The sequence below is a fragment of the Altibacter lentus genome, assembly GCF_000746845.1.
In the GTDB taxonomy this organism is placed as follows: Bacteria; Bacteroidota; Bacteroidia; order Flavobacteriales; family Flavobacteriaceae; genus Altibacter; species Altibacter lentus.
The window spans coordinates 2,303,477-2,323,278 of the sequence record NZ_KN050846.1 but is presented as its reverse complement, the minus strand read 5'-3'; the positions used below and the strand labels follow the sequence as shown (position 1 = coordinate 2,323,278).

25 protein-coding genes and 1 tRNA gene are annotated in these 19,802 nt (G+C 36.1%); 1 reads left to right on the top strand and 25 read right to left on the bottom strand.

The window, feature by feature from the left end; translation table 11 throughout:
- Positions 1–112: 112 nt before the first annotated feature.
- Entirely contained in the window at positions 113–409 is a 297-nt protein-coding gene (locus JS40_RS10785; protein ID WP_034260467.1) for a type II toxin-antitoxin system RelE/ParE family toxin, read from the bottom strand.
- Positions 397–579: a hypothetical protein gene (locus JS40_RS10780; RefSeq protein ID WP_034260465.1), complete on the bottom strand. Its 183-nt coding sequence runs from the start codon at positions 577–579 to the stop codon at positions 397–399. The genes JS40_RS10785 and JS40_RS10780 overlap by 13 nt, the downstream gene beginning before the upstream one ends.
- Before the next feature lie 110 nt (positions 580–689).
- On the opposite strand from JS40_RS10780, the gene JS40_RS10775 reads away from it, so the two are divergent.
- Positions 690–1,043 carry a hypothetical protein gene (locus JS40_RS10775; protein WP_034260463.1) on the top strand — a complete coding sequence of 118 codons (354 nt, stop codon included), beginning with the start codon at positions 690–692 and terminating at the stop codon, positions 1,041–1,043.
- 40 nt (positions 1,044–1,083) lie between these two features.
- Here JS40_RS10775 and JS40_RS14850 read toward each other — a convergent pair whose 3' ends face one another.
- The 23 genes from JS40_RS14850 to JS40_RS10665 form a co-directional block, all read right to left on the bottom strand.
- Complete coding sequence (locus JS40_RS14850; RefSeq protein ID WP_051957560.1) at positions 1,084–1,674, bottom strand: TetR/AcrR family transcriptional regulator; 591 nt, start codon at positions 1,672–1,674, stop codon at positions 1,084–1,086.
- A 41-nt stretch (positions 1,675–1,715) separates the two neighbouring features.
- Positions 1,716–2,132 (bottom strand): DoxX family protein, encoded by a 417-nt coding sequence (locus JS40_RS10765; RefSeq protein WP_034260461.1) that lies wholly within the window; start codon positions 2,130–2,132, stop codon positions 1,716–1,718.
- A 16-nt stretch (positions 2,133–2,148) separates the two neighbouring features.
- The gene (gene ygiD, locus JS40_RS10760) at positions 2,149–2,973 is read right to left on the bottom strand and encodes a 4,5-DOPA-extradiol-dioxygenase (protein WP_034262381.1); all 825 of its coding nucleotides are present in this window, start codon (positions 2,971–2,973) and stop codon (positions 2,149–2,151) included.
- 68 nt (positions 2,974–3,041) lie between these two features.
- Positions 3,042–3,572, bottom strand: a complete 531-nt coding sequence (locus tag JS40_RS10755; protein WP_034260459.1) for a YceI family protein — start codon at positions 3,570–3,572, stop codon at positions 3,042–3,044.
- 162 nt (positions 3,573–3,734) lie between these two features.
- Positions 3,735–4,625, bottom strand: coding sequence for an NmrA family NAD(P)-binding protein (locus JS40_RS10750; RefSeq protein WP_233273962.1), 891 nt, complete (start codon positions 4,623–4,625; stop codon positions 3,735–3,737).
- A gap of 191 nt (positions 4,626–4,816) precedes the next feature.
- Positions 4,817–5,587, bottom strand: a complete 771-nt coding sequence (locus JS40_RS10745) for an SDR family NAD(P)-dependent oxidoreductase (protein ID WP_233273961.1) — start codon at positions 5,585–5,587, stop codon at positions 4,817–4,819.
- Between the two features lie 217 nt (positions 5,588–5,804).
- Positions 5,805–6,113, bottom strand: a complete 309-nt coding sequence (locus JS40_RS10740) for a hypothetical protein (protein ID WP_034260457.1) — start codon at positions 6,111–6,113, stop codon at positions 5,805–5,807.
- Positions 6,114–6,281: 168 nt separating this feature from the next.
- Positions 6,282–7,199, bottom strand: coding sequence for a DsbA family protein (locus JS40_RS10735; RefSeq protein ID WP_034260455.1), 918 nt, complete (start codon positions 7,197–7,199; stop codon positions 6,282–6,284).
- 364 nt (positions 7,200–7,563) lie between these two features.
- Entirely contained in the window at positions 7,564–8,391 is an 828-nt protein-coding gene (locus tag JS40_RS10725) for a helix-turn-helix transcriptional regulator (protein ID WP_034260452.1), read from the bottom strand.
- Positions 8,392–8,527: 136 nt separating this feature from the next.
- On the bottom strand, positions 8,528–8,917 hold the full coding sequence (locus tag JS40_RS10720) for a hypothetical protein (protein WP_034260449.1): 390 nt from the start codon (positions 8,915–8,917) through the stop codon (positions 8,528–8,530).
- A gap of 6 nt (positions 8,918–8,923) precedes the next feature.
- Complete coding sequence (locus JS40_RS10715; protein ID WP_034260447.1) at positions 8,924–9,352, bottom strand: hypothetical protein; 429 nt, start codon at positions 9,350–9,352, stop codon at positions 8,924–8,926.
- Between the two features lie 3 nt (positions 9,353–9,355).
- The gene (locus JS40_RS10710) at positions 9,356–9,784 is read right to left on the bottom strand and encodes a GreA/GreB family elongation factor (protein WP_034262373.1); all 429 of its coding nucleotides are present in this window, start codon (positions 9,782–9,784) and stop codon (positions 9,356–9,358) included.
- Positions 9,785–9,808: 24 nt separating this feature from the next.
- Positions 9,809–11,119, bottom strand: coding sequence for a Glu/Leu/Phe/Val family dehydrogenase (locus JS40_RS10705; protein ID WP_034260445.1), 1,311 nt, complete (start codon positions 11,117–11,119; stop codon positions 9,809–9,811).
- A gap of 338 nt (positions 11,120–11,457) precedes the next feature.
- The gene (locus JS40_RS15370; RefSeq protein WP_152558171.1) at positions 11,458–11,637 is read right to left on the bottom strand and encodes a hypothetical protein; all 180 of its coding nucleotides are present in this window, start codon (positions 11,635–11,637) and stop codon (positions 11,458–11,460) included.
- Positions 11,638–12,165: 528 nt separating this feature from the next.
- Positions 12,166–13,494, bottom strand: coding sequence for a sigma-54-dependent transcriptional regulator (locus JS40_RS10700; protein ID WP_034260443.1), 1,329 nt, complete (start codon positions 13,492–13,494; stop codon positions 12,166–12,168).
- Positions 13,495–13,510: 16 nt separating this feature from the next.
- Positions 13,511–14,590 carry a sensor histidine kinase gene (locus JS40_RS10695; RefSeq protein ID WP_034260441.1) on the bottom strand — a complete coding sequence of 360 codons (1,080 nt, stop codon included), beginning with the start codon at positions 14,588–14,590 and terminating at the stop codon, positions 13,511–13,513.
- Between the two features lie 148 nt (positions 14,591–14,738).
- The gene (locus JS40_RS15585) at positions 14,739–14,861 is read right to left on the bottom strand and encodes a universal stress protein (protein ID WP_233273976.1); all 123 of its coding nucleotides are present in this window, start codon (positions 14,859–14,861) and stop codon (positions 14,739–14,741) included.
- Between the two features lie 386 nt (positions 14,862–15,247).
- Entirely contained in the window at positions 15,248–15,490 is a 243-nt protein-coding gene (locus JS40_RS15580; RefSeq protein ID WP_262482558.1) for a universal stress protein, read from the bottom strand.
- Positions 15,491–15,528: 38 nt separating this feature from the next.
- A complete protein-coding gene (locus tag JS40_RS10685; RefSeq protein WP_034260439.1) occupies positions 15,529–16,611 on the bottom strand; it encodes a mechanosensitive ion channel family protein in 1,083 nt (360 codons plus the stop codon).
- An 847-nt stretch (positions 16,612–17,458) separates the two neighbouring features.
- Positions 17,459–17,532 (bottom strand) — tRNA-Asp (locus tag JS40_RS10680).
- 208 nt (positions 17,533–17,740) lie between these two features.
- Positions 17,741–18,670 carry a DUF58 domain-containing protein gene (locus JS40_RS10675; RefSeq protein ID WP_034260437.1) on the bottom strand — a complete coding sequence of 310 codons (930 nt, stop codon included), beginning with the start codon at positions 18,668–18,670 and terminating at the stop codon, positions 17,741–17,743.
- A gap of 84 nt (positions 18,671–18,754) precedes the next feature.
- On the bottom strand, positions 18,755–19,108 hold the full coding sequence (locus tag JS40_RS10670) for a four helix bundle protein (protein ID WP_034260435.1): 354 nt from the start codon (positions 19,106–19,108) through the stop codon (positions 18,755–18,757).
- A 65-nt stretch (positions 19,109–19,173) separates the two neighbouring features.
- Positions 19,174–19,719 carry a ClpP family protease gene (locus JS40_RS10665; RefSeq protein WP_034260433.1) on the bottom strand — a complete coding sequence of 182 codons (546 nt, stop codon included), beginning with the start codon at positions 19,717–19,719 and terminating at the stop codon, positions 19,174–19,176.
- Positions 19,720–19,802 lie beyond the last annotated feature (83 nt).

Below are 19,802 nucleotides of genomic sequence, written 5' to 3'. Positions count from 1 at the left end.
TTTTTTTTGGTATGGCGGCGGGGTTCCTTCGACTACGTGAATCGAAGATTCGCTGTCTCACTAAATAAAAACCTCACCATTAATAGGAAAAGTCTTTTTTAGTATGTGTTTATTATATTTTTCTTCGTAATAAATCTCTTGCGGAATGATGTATCGTCAATATATCAATCCGATCATTATCAACTACTTTATAAATAATTCTATAATTACCTTCAATCAACTCTCTAATATTCTGTTTTTCAATCTCAGGAACAATTTTTCCGGCGTAGCTTCGAGACTTCAAAACTTTTGTCCGTGATTTAATTCTAATGACTTGAAATCTTGCATACTTCTTTGAGTCTTTTGAAATATACTCAGCAATATTTTTTAAATCAGTGGTAGCCTGTAAAGTCCAATTTATTCGAACCATTTTTCAATCTCATTATCCAAATCTGATTCTGAAATAGTTTCTCCATTCTCAGATTGAAGATTACCGCGTTCAATTTTTTCAACTAGTATTAATCGTTCAACAAGTTCATCTATCGAAAATTCCTCGGGAAAATTTTCAATCTGTTCTTTCAATTTTGATTTCGTCAACATATCATTTTCTTTATACTACCAAAATACGAATTATATCTAAATAAAGTTGCCGGAACAGTTCTTCTCTTACTTGTATAATATAGTATCTATCTGTTCATAATATTTGATTTATGGTGACTATTGATGCGCTTAAGCTTAAAACAGATGAATTTTTTGATACTTTTTGGTGTTTGGATGTTAATCGTCCTGTTTGGTCATCACCATGGTATTTTAAAGGTGAATTGCCCCATAATGAACGAAAAGGCTGTTATGCTCTTTTACTGGGTAATGAAGTGACCTATGTTGGGTTAGAAATAGGTAAAAGTTATGGTGGCAGCGGATTAGGTTCTAGAATAAGCCATAGGGACAACACAACTTCACTATTATCCGCCGTTATCAACGCTATTGTGGATAAAAGATCCCGCTTGCAGCGGGATTCCTTCGACTACGTGAATCATAGATTCACTGTCACGGCAAGGCTATAAAAGATTGAGATCCCGATAGCTATCGGGACAACACAACATCTTAATGCTTCACGATCGTGTTATTTTCAGAATGATTAATTATTCCTTTTAAGCTAACACCTATGGAATTGTTTAATAGATCTTTTGGATTACTATCAATTGATAAGGATTCATAGGCACTAATTCGATCGAAATTAGTAAGATGAAATTCACAGAACAGCTCTGTATTTAATGATTTATCTATTGTCCCTTCTAACTGTCCTTTGTCCAAAAGATCTTTTATAATTCCAAAAATTATTTTGTTGCGATTTTGGTCATAAACTTTATAACTATCAGCATAATATTTTTTTAAATCTAAGTAAAAAGTAGGAGTCACTTTCATTAGGTAATTTAATGCATATTCATAAATCTTTTTTATCTTTTGGATTGAGGAAATATTATCATCTATTATTTTGGTTATAGCTGTAAAGTGTAATTTAAAAAGAAATTGAACGACCTCCTTTACTAATTCTTTTTTTCCAGTAAAATGTATGTACAATGTTTTTTTTGAAATACTCATTGTTTCAGAGATATCATCCATTGTAACCTGTTTTATACCATAAACTTCAAATAATTCAAGTGATTTAATAATTATTTTATTTTGAGGATTCATAAGATTTAAAATCGTGAATAGGTTGTGCTTATCAAGCGATATTAACTAACTAGTTTATAACTATTAAATAATCCGTCAAACGAGAACTTTCCACTACCGAGCATAAACAAAGTTAAATAAACAATTAAGTAAAGAATTCCCAATTCTTGTTTTACAAAAGGATCATTGCCGTGAATTACAAGCACAGCTGTTAACATAGTTACTATCAAGGGAATCGTCGCAAACCTTGTTAATAAGCCTATAAGAAGTAAAATTGAACATACAACTTCTGCAAAGACTGCTAAAAGCAATGAAATAGTTGGACTCATTCCCATAACACTTGGAAATTGAATATCACCAATAATCAACATTTCTAGTTTTGGAATGCCGTGACCCAGCATCAATAATCCAATTCCAACTCTTAAAACCAATAATGTAAAATTTACTGCACGTGACTTAAAATCAATAGTATCCATCATTTATAATTTTGTTGTTCTAACCTATTTTAACAGAAGTCATTGTAAGTGCTCCACCAACAGGTTTATCGTTAAATAATTCTATAGTTTCATTTTCTTCTTTTAATGCCAATGTATATAACAGAGGCATATAATGTTCTGGTGTTGGGATAGCTAAATCAAAGGCCTTCCCTTGTGATTTATAGTCTATAAGACTTTGATGATCTCCATTTAATATAAAACGTTTCATCTTTTCATTCGCTTCAATAGTCCAGCTATATCCGAATTCTTCATTGAGCCTGTTCCATTCCACTTTACGTAGGTTATGAACCATATTTCCACTTCCAATAATTAAAACACCTTTATGACGTAGACTGTTAATTTCTTTTGCCAACTCATAATGGTATTTGGAGGGCTTCGTATAATCAATACTCATTTGTATAACAGGAATGTCTGCATTAGGATATAAATGTTTTATAACGCTCCAAGCCCCATGGTCAAGTCCCCATTTATCGTCAAATCCTACGTGTGTGCTATTAATGATATGTTTCGTTTCTTTTGCCAATTCCGGACTTCCAGGAGCGGGATACTGGACATCAAACAGAGCTTGAGGGAAGCCTCCAAAATCGTGAATAGTTCTTGGGTTTTGCATAGCGGTAACATAAGTCCCGTTGGTTTCCCAATGTGCCGAAATACAGAGTATCGCATTTGGTCGTATCAGCTCTTTTCCTAATTGTCTAAAACTTGCCACAAATTCGTTTTCTTCAATAGCATTCATAGGGCTTCCATGACCCAAGAATAGTACAGGCATTTTTCCTGTACTATTCATGGAAGAGGTCATTTTATTTAAATCTTTCAAAGTCATACTGAAGCCTAATAATGGTAATAGCGCCATGGATTTGACAAATTGTTTTCTATCCATTTCATGGATTATTATGACACTTGTTTTACAAATTGAACTTCTGCATTAACCTTAATTTCATTTCCAACCATAACACCACCGGCTTCTAAAGCCGCATTCCAGTTTAATCCAAAATCTTTTCGGTTAAGTTTTCCATTAATGGAAAAGCCTGTTTTTTCATTGCCATAAGGGTCTTTCATAAAACCTCCAAATTCGGTGTCTAATGCTATTTCTTTGGTAGTTCCTTTTATGGTTAAGTCACCAATTAATTTGAATTCGTTGTCATCAATTTTTTTTAGTGATGTACTCACAAATGTGATTTCTGGATATTGCTCAACCTCAAAAAAGTCGGGACTTTTTAAATGTGCATCTCTGTCATCATTATTTGTTGAGATAGAAGTGGCATCAATATTTACATTAAAATTGGAAGACCTAAAATCTTCTCCGTCAATGGACGCATCAAAAGTTTTAAACTCCCCCTTTACGTGAGAAATCATAAGGTGTTTTACCTTAAAAGTTATTTCACTGTGTGCCGGGTCTAATACCCATTTTGTCGCTTTCATAATATTTGTTTTTACGTTAGTAATCTGATACAAAGATAGTTCCTGCAGGAGTCCTAGTATTATAGTTTTAGGTAATTGAATTATAGAATTAGGAAACCAGAATATTTTGACCCATCTTTAGAGTGACATTATTACCCTCACACACTTTTTCGCTATATTATATTATTTATAGACTTCCTCTAAATATTCATAGATGGGTTGTGTTTTTCTTTTTAGTACAGTTTCCAAATCATTAGATTGTTGATCAAACTCTTCATTTGCTATGCCTAAACTAAATGCACTTAACATACCAATTATTGAAACTGGCATGTCTAATTCTGTCATTTTTGTCACAAATTGAGAATTAGTTAGGGATATATACTCAATAGGGACTTTAACAATTTTAGAAATGGTCGCTGCAATATCAACAAAGTTCAATTTTTCGCTACCGTTAAACTCTAAAATCTCATTTTCATAATTAGTTAAATTCAATAGAATATTTACTGCTGCTTCTGCAAAATCATTTCTTGGCGCAAAAGCAACAGAACCCAACCCAGTTGGTAAATAAATGGTTTTAGATTTCAACAATTGTTCTTTATCCCCAATAAACATTTTAATTACTTCAGAATATAAATTATGTTTTAATATGGTGTACGTAATTCCGGATGCTTTGATCCATTCTTCAGTTTGTTTGTGTGACCCAACGACTGTGGCTAAAGGAGCTGTTTTACTGTCATCCTTTCTGACAGTGCTTGTGTATATAATATTTTTAATACCAGCACTTTTTGCAGCTTCTACAACATGCTTGTGTTGTGGTAAACGGTTTTCGATATCATTTCCTGAAACAAAATATAACACCTGTATATCATGAAAGGCAAGCTTTAGACTAGCCAAATTATCATAGTCAGCAACTCTCACATCAAAGTTTTTGCTTTTATATTGTTTTATCAATTCCTCATGTTTGTCTCTTAACAGTACCGCTATATTTTTAGCATATATTTTTTCCGCTAAAAATTTCACAACACTTTTTCCTAATTTTCCCGATGCTCCAGTTATTAAAATTTTTCTCATCATTTATTATTAATGGCTTGCATGTTATTAATTTCCTAAATGTTTATTTTATTTGAATGAAAGGGCCGCAAATCAACCAACGCATGTCATCAAACAAAGGCTGCGGATAGATTTAAAACTAACTACGAGGCTGACATTAAACTAATCAAACCCATACACCCTTATTAACTGTAATTAGTTAGCGACCCTAATAATTATGCGTTCATTCCTCCATCAATTACCTGCGTGGTGCCAGTAATAAATTTACTTTCTTCACTTGCCAAAAATTGAACGAGTTGTGCAATTTCAATCGGGTCTGCGTATCTTCCTAATGGAATTGAATTTTCAAAAGTCTTCTTCATTTCAGTAGCATCATCAGGATTATAGCCAGCTTCCAACGAGCGCATCATTCTATTATCAACAGGCGATGGGTTGATGGTATTTACACGAATTTTACGTGGAGCCACCTCTATTGCAAGGTTCTTCATCATTCCTACGACAGCGTGCTTACTTGCGATGTAGGCTGTGACATTCGGACTGCCTGCAATTCCTGCAACCGAGGCTGTAAGGATCACACTTCCACCGTCATTCATCTTTGGCAAAACGTACTTATTTCCAAGAAAAACACCCTTCACATTGACGGCAATCACTTTGTCAAATACATCCTCCGGATACTCTACGGTTGGTTTCACTACGCCTTCAATGCCGGCATTATTAAAGAATATATCTATGTTGCCAAATGCATTGACGGCTTCAGTTACATAGCGTTTTACATCTTCTGACTTGGTAACATCGGCTGCAGCATATTTAATGTTTTTACTTCCTAAATCATCTGCTACCTTTTTTAGTGAGTCCTTATTGAGGTCTACCAAAAAAACTTTTGCACCCCGTTCTAAAAACAGTTTGGCTGTTGTTTTTCCAATACTGCCAGCGCCACCAGTTATAATGGCCACTTTATTCTCTAATCGTTTCACATCTTTTCCCATAATATATATTTTTATGTTATTACTTTTTAATGAAACAAAGTTCGTAATTAGGGTAGTGTTATAACTTACACTTTTAGGCAGGAAGATTGTAATATTGGGAAACAGAAGGTCTAATAAGTCATTCCCACGGTTAAAAACACTTTGAATTTTAGGTAGTGGTATAAATTGACTATTGTTGAGTAATTTTAATTATTTAAGTTTCCTTTAGTAAACTATACTATTTGATATGCTTATCAAGTTTCGAAACCAGTTCGGCTGATGTTGTATCCGCATAAATCCCATAAGCATTTACCAATAAACCTCTCGCATCGTATAAGGTGGAGGAAATAGCATATAAAATGCTCTCATTGTCAACATCAGACATTTCTTGAAAACGATGTACCTCATCAATTTCAAATTCATCAGGTTTAATTTTCAAATGGTTTGTCATGCTCTCAACACTATCGCTTTTTAAATTGAAGTTGATAGTGTAGCCTCTTTGAGTTAAATCGTTGATCGCTTCTGTTAAGGTTCCGTATGCTTTCATTGTATTAATATTATACAATTAAATTACTCTAAAAACATTCATTAGGTAAATGCATGTCTGTTCTTACAATAGGTTCTATAAATTGAACAGGAATAATACATATTCCTGTGTATTCATTACAGTACTCCGGGTATTTAGTATATCTAGGTTTCATAACATATAGCATAATCACAGGCTATATAAATTGCCATTCTTGGTTACTGTTTTTTTTAGTTGTTTTTTACTGCTCAACGATTCAAGAGTTTGCTTCGCTACGAGAATGTTGATATTTGACAATTCCGCATATTCCTTCACTGTGAGTGATGGATAATGGGCCATCAAATTGTTCAACGAATCATCATAGAAGTTTTTCTTACTTGTGGGTAATAGCTTTTTAATAGCCATCTCATAATCCGTGTAAGGTTTTGACCCGTATATAAGTTGTTCATTGCCATCTTCATCTATAAAAATGATTGTTGGAAATCCACGAATGCCTAATTGACGGCCAAGTTCCAAATCCTCAAGAAAATCTCTTTCCGCAATTCCGTTTTGATAATCTTTTTTCAATTGATTCACGTCCAACTGTGAGTAAAGTGCCGCTTGTTTAACATGTTCCCATTTGGTAATGTTCTTCTTCTCAAGAAACAACAGTTCGCGCAGTCGTCGCAAAAATACTATTGCCTTTTGGTCGTCCTGCAGCTGTGCAGCTTTAAAAGCTGTCGAAGGCGGATAAGAGGAATACAAAGGGTCTTCCAGCCATACATCACCATCTATAGGCATTTGTAAATAATAGCTGACTTCGTCCCAATGCTGCGCAACATCTTCCGGTTTACCAATACCACCGCTGTTATAATTCCAGTCGGGTAATAAACCACCCATTCTATACTCAAAGTTAAGTAAATGTCCATACTCTAGTTTTAACTTTCGCAATTGAGGTTCTATGCCCCAACAGCTTGAGCAGATGGGATCTGTATAATAAATCACACGAACGGGCTTCAATACAGCCTTAGTGGCTTCTACTTTTTGAGAGTTAGGCGGAACAGCAGGAACTTCACAAACACCAGTATCTGGGTCACAAATCAGTGTATTTTTTATTTCAGATTTCATAGATTACGATTTTCTAATTATTATTTAAATCTTTTGGTATTCATTTACAAAAACGGGTTATTTATTTATCTGGATAAAACCTTGATTTTAGCATACTCTTTTCTACTATGCCGGTGAATAATAATATGCCTGCTAATATTAGTAGAAAGTAGAATGAAAATCCTGTCAATTGCCCTGTTAAAACTATTAATATTAAGAGAGCTGAAATGAAATATCTTACATACACGTCTTCTTTACTTATCTTTTGGATTCTAAAATTTTTCATAATTTCTAAATTTAAATTCTATTAAACTTTTATTTGTTTACAAATTTATTTAGAATGATTATGCTTTGTATTACACTTTTCGGTAGTAGAAGTGTAACTTTAGGAAGTTAAAAGACTTCTCATCTCTTCCCTAAATTCACCGGGTGTCTGTCCAGATTTTTTTTTGAAGACATTCGAGAAGTAAGAGTTTTCATTATAGCCCAATTCGTATGCTATTTCGGCGATGGTTTTGTCGGTGGAAGTTAATAAGTTCTTGGCTTCAATTAACTTCCTGGTTTCAATGATTTCAGACACACTTTGTTGAAGAATATTTTGGCAAATTAAATTAAGATTCCGAGCGCTCATAAATAGCTTTTCTGCATAGAAACCAACACTTAAAGGACGGCGAAAATTTTCTTCTAAAATAGAAAGAAAATTAGTGAACGTTTCATTTTGATTTGTAGAAATAACTGCACTCTGTTGCTGCTGTTTTTCTGACATTACAATCGATATAACAGCATTAAGCAAGTGACGAATAATGGAAAAACTAGGGTTTGCTATTGTTAATTCATTATACATCATTTCAGTCAAAACTGGTAGTCGTCCCGTAAGTCTTTCAACAGGCCAAAAAATATTGGAATTGTTATGAAAGGCGGCGTAGAGTTGAAAAATAATTTCAGCCACAAATTCACTGTGGAATCTTATGACCCAAACATCGCACTTGCCATCTTTTAAAATTGGTTTTACTCTATGAACCTTACCTTTACTTACAAAACAAACGTATGGAGCGTGAACAATTGTAGTCTCAAAATCAATAAAATGTTCTATAGAACCATCCATGCCGATAAGAATTTCTTCAAAATCATGAGTATGAGGCTCGTTACTTGATGAAGCAACTTTTACTGCATCTTCAGTATTAAACCTAAATATCTTTATCGGCTGCTCCATTTATATATAATTGATTCATCTGTCAAAGACTAAATTTACAATTTTGGAATTATTTCTTTACTTCTTTGCTATAGTAATTGAATTATTATAATTCATAATATTATGTAAAATAAAAATTATCATCAAATCCATTTTTTTATCTCCATCGATACTTGCTTAATTTAATGTACATCCTTTTTTTAAGTTGCGTAAATTCTTGAATGAAAGCAGAATTGACATCTCGTTTTTTTTCATGCTCTTTTGCCCGAGTTACATTGTATTCTTTTTTTCCGAATTCATATTCCGTATTCAGTTCTTGTTCATATCTGCAAAGAGTTCCCATTAATAACGTGTTCTTTCGGCGTAAACCCTGAAGATCAACGGTGATAGAATTATCCTTAATGAGCTGCTTATCAATAAGTATTAAATAACCTAACTCAACATTAATGCTGGATAGTGTATCAATCCACTGGCTCAATTCAATAAGATCTTTTTTGATACAAAGTCTTCTATGAGCGTTTGCTCGAAATGTTAATTCGATTGCCAAATGACACTATGTTTGGGTAGTGAGATTCAGTAACGTAAATCTGCCCTGCACCTTACTAAAAAATTCATCCTTTAATCTTCTATATTTATCCAAATGGTATAAATAGCTTCTTCTGTAACTTTCATGCTCATTAATATATGCCATGTCACACTGGGTATCTTCACACTCTATGATTTCGCTTCTTGCGTTCATATATTTATATAGCGCAGATAATAATGCATCATTTTCATTTTCTTTCTTCTGAAATTTTTGTCGTACTTCTATATCCTCCAATCGTTGGTCCAGATTTGTATTACAAAGGCCAATTAAATTATTTAGCTCTTTCTTGATGTATTTTAGATGATTGATCCAGTTGTCCAATTCAATCGAGTTGATCTTATGTGTTACGTCAATATCAGAATCGTGACTGTATATTTCATTCTGAAAGGTTTCCATAGTCTAATTTTTATAAAAAGATGTTTCAATTTTTTTTTTCTTTTCATTTTGTGTAACTGTTACAATCCTTATTTGCTGTTTGCCAGAAGGAAAATCCCATTCTATGGTATCTCCTTGTGAATAACCAAATAGTGCTGCCCCCATAGGGGTAAGGATGGAAATTTTATCCTGCTTGGTATCTTTTTCGGAAGGGATGACCAACTGAAGTGTTCTTTCCCAACCATTTTCCGAATACACCATAATTTTACTATTGAACCGAATTACATCCTCTGGCATTTCCTGCTCATCTACAATTTGGGCATTCCTAAGTTCCTCGCTCAACCGTTGGAGTGATTTCTGAGTTTCAAAATCTTCTGCATAGCCAGATACATTGAGTATGCGTTTTAAGTACACATATTCTTTTTTTTCTAATATTAAGCTTCCATATTTCATGATGTTCATTTTTAAATTTTATTATTAAGGGAAAATCCCACGTTGGATATAGGCTTTTTCTATACGCTTTATAGCGATACAATACGCTGCTGTCCGTAAATCAATTCCTTCCTTTTGTGAGTATTCATAAACCTTATCAAAAGATTCTTTCATCTTCTTATCCAGCTTAATCATTACATCGTCAAGTTGCCATAGCTCTCCATTACGGTTCTGTAACCACTCGAAGTAACTTCCAATCACCCCACCTGAATTACAAAGGATGTCCGGTAATATAGAAATACGACGATTTAATAAGATTTTCTCACCTTCGACATTGGTTGGTCCATTGGCACCTTCAGCAATAAGACGGGCTTTTATTTTGGGAGCATTCTCCTTGGTGATTTGATTCCCGAGTGCGGCTGGAATACAGATATCACATTCAGAAGAAAAGAATTTATCACCGTCGAGATCAAAAGCCTCTGGAAATCCAGCAATACTTCCTTTATTCGCTTTTGTATAATTGAACAAATCCTCAACGCTAATTCCATTTGTATTTCTTATGCTACCGTAAGCGTCCTGAACTGCTACTAACTTAGCGCCTTCTTTTTCAAGAAAATACGATGCCCAATATCCTACATTTCCGAAACCTTGTACAATAAATTTCTTATTTTTAAGAGATTCATTATTACGGTCAGCCCAGAATTTGATATTTAAGAAAACTCCGTAGCCCGTTGCACGATCACGACCTTCAAGACCACCACTACCCTCGGGTTTACCTGTAACCACGTGTTGATTTGCTGTACGTTCAGCAGGCGGTCTTGTGCTCATATAGGTATCTGCAATCCAAGCCATTGTTTGGCTGTTAGTATTAACATCGGGAGCCGGAATGTCGTGTTCCGGACCTATGTTATCCGCAAGCGCAAAAGTGAATCGACGTGTAATTCGTTCTAATTCGCCTTGTGAATATTTTGAAGGATCCAGTTGGATTCCACCTTTACCACCACCATAAGGTACTCCAGCAAGGGATGTTTTCCAGGTCATCCACATTGCAAGCGCCCTAGCTGCCTCGATATCTACGGTTGGATGGTAACGCAACCCCCCTTTATAAGGGCCCAATGCGTTGTTATGCTGTACTCTGTAGCCCGTAAAAATTTCGACCTCACCACTGTCCATTTTGACTGGAAAATGCACAACGATCTCATTATTGGTAATACTCAATATCTTTCTGATATTTGGATGAAGCTCAATGTGATCTGCGGCGCTGTTAAACTGCTCCATCACATTATCCATCATACCTCTGACAGGCGCTTGCTTCTTCTTCTTCTTATTATTTAATTCTGCTGCTATAGTTGTCATAATTATAAATCGTTTAAAGCTGATTTTTTTTAGTTGTGGTTATTTAAAAAGACGATTGACAATACTTCTCTCTCGATACTTTTCTATGATATACTTGTTCGTTGGTTTTTTGGTTTTAAACTTTTGAGAAGCCTTGCATGCTATTGTTGATAGTGCATTCATAATATTATTATTTAAAATGGATTGATTATTAAGTCTCTATTTCTTAAATGACGCTTGCTTGTAAACCTATATGGGCTTGTCCCAAGGGTATTAAATTTTAGTTTTTTTTGTTCTTCGTTCTTACTAACTAGGAAAATTTTTAATTCGTAAAAAATCATTTCTTTTGTTTTCTAATGTTATGCCATTGCCATTTCGGGCCGGTCTTTTTTATCATTTATAAGTGCGATCTCAACTCGTGTTTCGGGTGCTAATTCGTCGTACTCACTACAAGACCACACTTGATTCTTTGTATTGGTGATTACGCAATATTCCCTGTGGATGCAAGTAGGACAAATATTGAATGTGTTTGTTTTCATAGGACATTGTTATTGTTTATATATCTTATGCCAAACTGTATGCCAGTGATTGTGCCAGAAATGTACATAATCACTAAAACCCTTATTGAATAAGGGTTTTAGTGATTATTAGAGAGCAATGGTCATTGTATGACCCGGGGCGTAATTCCCCAACTGAGTGAAAATGAACCGATATTCAAGTGTTATAGATATACAGGAAATTTAATTAACCCAGTGATTGAAATACGCAATATGCGTTGTGATCGACTGTCGCTGTCAATTATGATTTGTCTCGAAAAACTAAAAAAGACTAAATATGAATGAACTTACCGCCTCTTTTATTTTTTTGTTATTAGCAGCCAAAGTTTGAAGAATAGTTGGTGATGCTAGTGCCGGTATCATTAGTAGAGTAACGAGGGTAATTTTGTCTGCCGTTCCTGTAGCAAATATTACAGATGGAATTAAAGAATCATTTAACTTCTAATAATTGTTTTATTTCAGAGCCTATAACAATGTCATATTAATAATTCGAATCCTATATACTTACGATTAGCCCTGGAGTTTTTGCCGGATAGTCTTTCTATCGATTCCAAGTATCTCGGCTGCCTTCGTTTTATTATTATTAGTTGCGTTGAGGACTTTTTGAATATAACGTTTCTCAATTTCTTTTAAAGGAAGTAATTCATCCTCGGGAAAGTCTATCGTGAATTTTAAGGAATCGGGTAGGTGCTCCACATCTATTATCCTATCACACATAATAACAGACCGCTGAATCACATTTTCCAATTCACGAATATTCCCAGGCCAATCATAACGTTGTATAATAGACGAAGCTTCTGGACTTATTTTGATAAATCGGTCTTTATATTCAACACCATACTTAAAAAGGAATTTCTCCACCAATAAAGGAATATCTTCTTTACGCTCTCTAAGGGGGGCAACGTCGATCTCAACAACCGTAAGACGATAAAACAGATCTTCTCTAAAAGTTTCTTTTTTAATCATTTTCTTTAGATCGCTATTGGTTGCAGCAATGATACGCACGTCAATCTTTTCTGCCTTTTGAGACCCTACTTTTACGACTTCTTTTTCTTGAAGCACGCGTAGTAATCTAGATTGAACCGCGGTAGAAGCATTTCCTATTTCATCCAAGAATATAGTGCCGCCGTTTGCTGCCTGAAAAAATCCATCACGGTTTTTTTCAGCTCCTGTGAACGCTCCTTTGGCATACCCAAATAATTCGGACTCCAATAAATTTTCAGGAATACCGCCACAGTTTACGGCAATAAACGGTGCTCTGGAAAATTTACCCTGATAATGTATAGCCCGTGCAACTAATTCTTTTCCTGTACCACTTTCGCCTTTGATAAAGATGGTAGCTTTGTTATCCTTAACACGTTCTATGATCTGGATTACGTCATTAATCTTTTCAGAATTACCTATGATTTCACCATACCCTTTGTCTTTCTGAATCTGTTGCTTTGATAATTCTGTTTTGGTGTCGTGTTTATTTATTAAAGATTTATCGATAGCTTGTCCCAATTCATCCTTGGTAAAAGGTTTGGTTAAATAGGCCACCACACCAGACTTTATGGCAGCTAAAGAATCTTGAACGGAGGGATAGCCCGTTACAACGAGTTTAGGTAATTTGGGATAATGTTCTGATACAAATTTGATCAGCTCCGTGCCATCGATCTCTGGCATTTTCAGGTCTGTAATTAGCAGATCAATTTTCGTGTCTTTTAAAATTTGAACGGCTTCCTTTACCGAAATCGCCTTGTATGTATGATAGTCCCAAGATTGCAAGTGCCGTTGCAATAATTCTAATATATTGATATCGTCATCTACTATTAATATGTTCTCTTTTTTAAGTTGCATAACTGTTACAAAGTAATTAAGATTTTGGGAGTTTTACGGTGAAGGTAGCCCCTTTATTTGGGTTGTTTTCTACAACTATGGCCCCGTGGTGGCTTGCCACAATCCCATGAACAACGCTCAAGCCCAATCCTGATCCATCTCCGGTTGGTTTGGTGGTGAAAAAGGGTTGAAACACTTTCTCCAAAGCTTCATTTGAAAGTCCAACACCTTCATCAGTTATTTTTAAGACAATGTCATTATTTATCTCGAAAGCTTCTATGGTAACGATTCCATTTTTCGGTGAGAAGTAAATTGCATTAATTGTCAAATTAAAAATAATTTGAGTTAGTTGAATGATATCTGCTCTTAAAAAAAGTTCTTCATCCTCAATTTTTACGATATATTTTACTTCAGCTTTTTTGAAGGAGGCATCAAGTAGCGCAATAGCACTTTTGATGCTTGGAACAATATTGACTATCTTCATCTCCTGAGGCATTTCGCAAGCAAAAAACATTAGTTTTTTAACAACTTCACGAGAAAAAATAGCATTCTGGATAATTTTATCTATATCATCTGTTGCTCGATTATCTTTGTTTAGGTCATCCTTCAATAATTCTGCGAAGCCAAGAATATTGGCGAGGGGGGTATTTAATTCGTGTGCAATACCAGCGGTAATCTCACCTAAAATTCCTAGCCGATCTGCCCGCTCCATCTGTCTTTTTAAAGAAGTTTCATTTTTCTGGATTTCAATACGCTCCAATAAGTTGCCTAATTTAATTGCAACGTTGTCCAATAAAGGTTGCTCTTCGTTTAGAAATGAAGATTTCGAACTATTGTGAGAAGCTACAATCTTACCTTCAATTTTGTTGAAAATAGTAAGATTAGCCGTAACACTATTTTCAAGATTAATTGCCCCTGTTTCATAGTTAAAGATCGGTGTTTCTATAGCTATCTCAGTTTCGCTTGGAAATTGAAATCCTTTTTTTAAACTCAACGCAATAGCCCGTATCGTATCCTCAATTGCAACCGCATCTGTGTTCGCGATGATGGATGAGACTTCATACAGACATGTAAGCTCTTTGATCCGCTCATTTAAAGCTTCTTCGGTACTATTCATTTTGAAATTCACTTTTTGAATTAAAACATCACTACTTTTTCAACTTGTAGTCATATAATAAGATAATTGTCATAAAAGGTGTCCTATAAAAATTACTCTTTATAATTTAAAAGTCGTAACAGGCAACTGTGCGCTGTTGGCAAGTTCTTCAGAAATACTTCCTTAAAAAATGATTTAGTCCTTTTCTTGCATGGGTACTTACTATTATACAATCTGCATTAGTCGCTTCGGCATATTGAATTAAACCATCCTCAACAGGATGCCCGGTAATAAGCTGAACCTTTTTGGTACCACCTGCTCGAGCAAATGCATTTCGTTTTTCAATAAACTCTTTTGAACTTATGAATCCATTTTAAGATCTATTAACATATACCGAGTTGACATTACTCTCTAATGTGGAAAATAAATTTACTGCTTTTTTATAAGCAGGAATGCTTTCTGCCTCCAAACTTGTGGCGTAAACTACAATTTGTAAATTAAAATCTTTGGGTTCTGTCTTAACAATTAGCACATGAGTGTTGCTATTTCGAACCATTTTTTCGGATTTGATCCAGCAAATTTAACATCCTGTGGAGTAAGACCTTGGAAGCCCATTATAATTAAATCTGCGCATACAGCTTTAGAAACAAGATCTTCTTCGTTGTAAACCTTATAACGCTAAATTAGAGGTTCGACTGTTACTTCTTCTAGATAACCTTTTTCCAAAAATTGTTTAAATTTCTTTTTTGCCAGTGCCGATAAAAACAGCATTTCTTTTCTGTTTTCTGAAGTAGACTGAGAAATTAAAGAATCGGAAAGCTCCAACATATGAAGCACATGTAGCTTTGTATCGTATTTCTTGGCTAAAATGGCACCGGTTTGCAATGCAAGCTCAGATTGTTGCGAAAAGTTGATTGGAATGATGATGTTTTCATTATAGATATATTTTAAAAATCAAATTATTTGTCCTTTTTCAGAACGATATTTCTATACGGGAATGGAATTTCTATACCTTCTATGTCAAATCGTTTTTTAATACTCTCCAATACGGCATATCGCAATAAAAATGCGTCAGTATAATTTTTTGTCCATGCCCATGCTCTTAGGGTAACCGAAAAATCATTCAGGCGTATAACAGCCGTTTTAACAACTGGAAGCCTTTCTTTTTTTTCAGCTTTCGTGCGATTATCGAAGATAAGGGGGTAATTTTCACATTCTTCTTGCATTATACTTTTTGCTAAATCTATATCGCTATCATATGAAATACCGATCTCAATACGCTCACAACATTTCTTTTCAAGCAAGTCATAATTAATTATCTTCTCTTGGTTAATTATAGCATTTGGAATAACTATCATTTTATTCTCAAAGTTTCGAATAATCGTATGACGTAAGGTAATATCGATTACAGTACCCACCATTATATCCGTAATCTTTATCACGTCCCCAACCTTAAATGGTTTGAACAATATTATGAATACACCTCCTACAAGGTTAGATAAAGCCTCTTGAGATGCGACACCAATTATTATTGCAATTACACCTGCACCACCTAATAGAGCTTGCGCCAAACCTTTAAATGAAGGAAAAGCCAGTAGGATTAATAGAAGCCCAAAACAATAAATACCAAATACAGCGAGATACCGCAAAAACTTGAAATTTGTAGGGTCGTCTTTGATTTCAATTTTATTTTTTATGCCTTGTTTAAACCACAAATTGACCGTGGTTGCAGCTACAATTGTTACTACAGCTATTATTCCCAAATAAAGGACCAAGTCAAAATGACCTCTTAAGGCATCATGCTCTTCTTCTGGGATTATTATAAAACCAAGTGATATCACACCTAAGACCAGCCATAAAGCATTTAGAATTCGTTTAATCATAGTTACCGGAGTGGCCTTTTCGTTTGGGAATTTAAGACGTTCCTGTTTTAATAGCCATTTATGTAATATTTTGGTTAAAAAGTGAAGGAGTACAACGAGGATAATAACGACTGTTGCCCAGATAATGTCTGATTTGTGTATGCTGAAAAATTCTTCCATCTGAAATTAATTATTATATAATTTTATTTACTTAGTAGGCAACTCCATCGACGTTAATCAAATGTAATTTTCAATCCGCATGCCAACTAATTAATAGATTGAACAAAATAACATAAAATCCTGTTTTACAGTGCTATAGTAATAAAAGTAAACAAAACTAAGACGACGGATCGGGGAGTAATGTCCCAAATGATACTTTTTTCCTCAGTAAATCAGGCTATAAAAGATTGAGATCCCGCTTGCAGCGGGATTCCTTCGACTACGTGAATCATAGATTCACTGTCACGGCAAGGCTATAAAAGATTGAGATCCCGCTTGCAGCGGGATTCCTTCGACTACGTGAATCATAGATTCACTGTCATGGTAAGGCTATAAAAGATTGAGATCCCGCTTGCAGCGGGATTCCTTCGACTACGTGAATCATAGATTCACTGTCATGGTAAGGCTATAAAAGATTGAGATCCCGCTTGCAGCGGGATTCCTTCGACTACGTGAATCATAGATTCACTGTCACGGCAAGGCTATAAAAGATTGAGATCCCGCTTGCAGCGGGATTCCTTCGACTACGCGAATCGAAGATTCGCTGTCATGGTAAGGCTATAAAAGATTGAGATCCCGCTTGCAGCGGGATTAGTTCGACTACGTGAATCATAGATTCACTGTCATGGTAAGGCTATAAAAGATTGAGATCCCGCTTGCAGCGGGATTAGTTCGACTACGTGAATCGAAGATTCACTGTCTCACTAACAAAAAAAGCCCGTCTTCTCAGACAAGCTTCTCATTGGTAATCCTATAAAGGATTTAACCACATCCCGATAGCTATCGGGACAACACAACATTTTAGTTGCGGTCTGGACGAGACTCGAACTCGCGACCCCCTGCGTGACAGGCAGGTATTCTAACCAACTGAACTACCAGACCAATATTCCAATCCGTTGCCGGACACCAACTACAGTTGGTCTTATGGATATTGTTGCTTTCAATCTCGGGACAAGGTCCCTTGCTATCATAGCGGTGGCAAATATACCACTCCATTTCATTATGACAAACAATTTTTTTAAAAAAATAGTGTAATTTTTAATTTGGGCACACCTGCTTCCCTATTTCCTTCATAATGAGCCCTTACTCCCTATCCGAACTTCTGCCGTTCGACCAGATAGGTGGTGAGGATCTTGTTGAAGGATTCCTTGATATCGACCGCCACATACTTGATGCGATACTGCCCGCACTTTAATTTGAGATCACTGAAATACTGCGCCACCGCTTCTTCATAGGACGCCTTGATGGTATCGGCATACAAATTGACATGGGCACCGGTCTCTACGTCTACAAATCGCTTGGGGCGGTTGTTGAAATCGAAGTGGATCTCCTTCTCCTTATCGTAGGTGTGGAAGAGTACGACTTCGTGTTTGTTGTACTTTAAATGCTGAAGGGCCTCAAAGAGCTTTTCTTCTTCGGCGTCGCTCTGAAACATATCGGTGAACAGGAATACCAGCGAACGTCGCTTCAGCTTTTCGGCAATGAGGTGCAAATGGGTGTAGGTCCTGGTAGGGACCTGCCTGCGTGTTCGCGTCAAGGCTTCGGTTAATTGATGCAGCAATAAATGATGGTGGCGCTCGCTCCCCTTTTCCGAAGCATAGAACTCATACGTATCGCTGTAAATACTCATGCCTACCGCATCCCGTTGCCGTTTTAAGAGGTTCATGATGGCCGCACTTGCCAGTACCGAAAACCCTATCTTGTTCAACGACCCGATCCCAAACTGCTTTACAGGCGGATAATGCATGGAGCTGCTGTTGTCCAGGATCAAATGACACCGTAAATTGGTCTCTTCCTCATATCGCTTGGTATATAGCTTGTCGGTCTTGGCGTACAGCTTCCAGTCGATGTGCTTGGTACTCTCACCGTTGTTGTAGATCTTGTGTTCGGCAAATTCGGCAGAAAACCCGTGGAACGGACTCTTGTGCAAACCGGAAATAAACCCCTCCACTACCTGCGTGGCGAGCAGCTCCAGATTCTTGAAGCCGGTAATTTCGTTTATTTCCTTTTCGATGTTCATTTAATGGTGAGTAGTGATTAGTGATTAGTGAATAGTGATTAGTGAATAGTGATTAGTGAATAGTGATTAGTGAGTAGTGAGTAGTTAAGCGTTCGTTTTTCTTATATAGTTTCGGGTTCCTAAAAGTAATTTGCGTACTGAAACGATTCGTTCATCAAGTTCTTTATCTTCTTTACTATATCCCAAGCGCATCGCTAGCAAGTATTGAGTTTCTACTTCCGACCAAGAGCCTAGCGCAATATTTATAAACTGTAAAAACTCTTTATTCCCTTTCCTTGCAGCACCTTCGGCTATATTAGACGGAACTGACACAGCCGCTCTTCTTATTTGATTTTTAAGGCCATAGGTTTCTTCAGATGGAAATTCATTACTGATTATATAAATCCTTTCAACCAGATCCATACCCTTATTCCAAACATTCATTTCCTTATGATCCATAAAAAAACTGTCATATTATCCAATCACCCTTCACCATTCACCATGCACCCGAAATTGCTTTCTGCTTACTTAGCAATCTTATCCACAATACCATAATCCACACTTTCCTTTGCGCCCATCCAGTGGTCGCGGTTAAAGTCCTTCATCACTTTTTCGAAAGTCTGTCCGCAATTATCGGCGAGGATCTTGGCACTCAGCTCTTTGGTTTTAAGGATCTCCTGGGCTGTGATCTCGATATCACTGGCCGGTCCGCGTGCACCGCCGCTGGGCTGATGGATCATCACCCGTGCATGAGGCTGTATGTACCGCTTCCCCTTTTCCCCGGCACTAAGCAAAATGCTTCCCATGGAGGCTGCCAGACCCGTGCAAATAGTCGCTACGGGACTCTTTAGGCTTTTCATGGTGTCGTAAATGGAGAACCCGCTGGTCACGTAACCTCCCGGACTGTTGATATAGAATTTTATTTCGTCGTGATTCAGGGAATCCAAATACATGAGCCGGTCTACAATGTGTTTGGCACTCTTATCATCGACCATCCCCCATAAGAAGATCTTTCGCTCCTTGAGCAATTGCCCGTCGATGGTATCCTGAACCTTAGTTACTTTTTCCATAGAATTGTGCTTGTGTTAATGCTGTTGAAAATTAAAAAAGGCTCAGCATACTGCCAAGCCTTTTAGAACTTAATTTCTTTCTT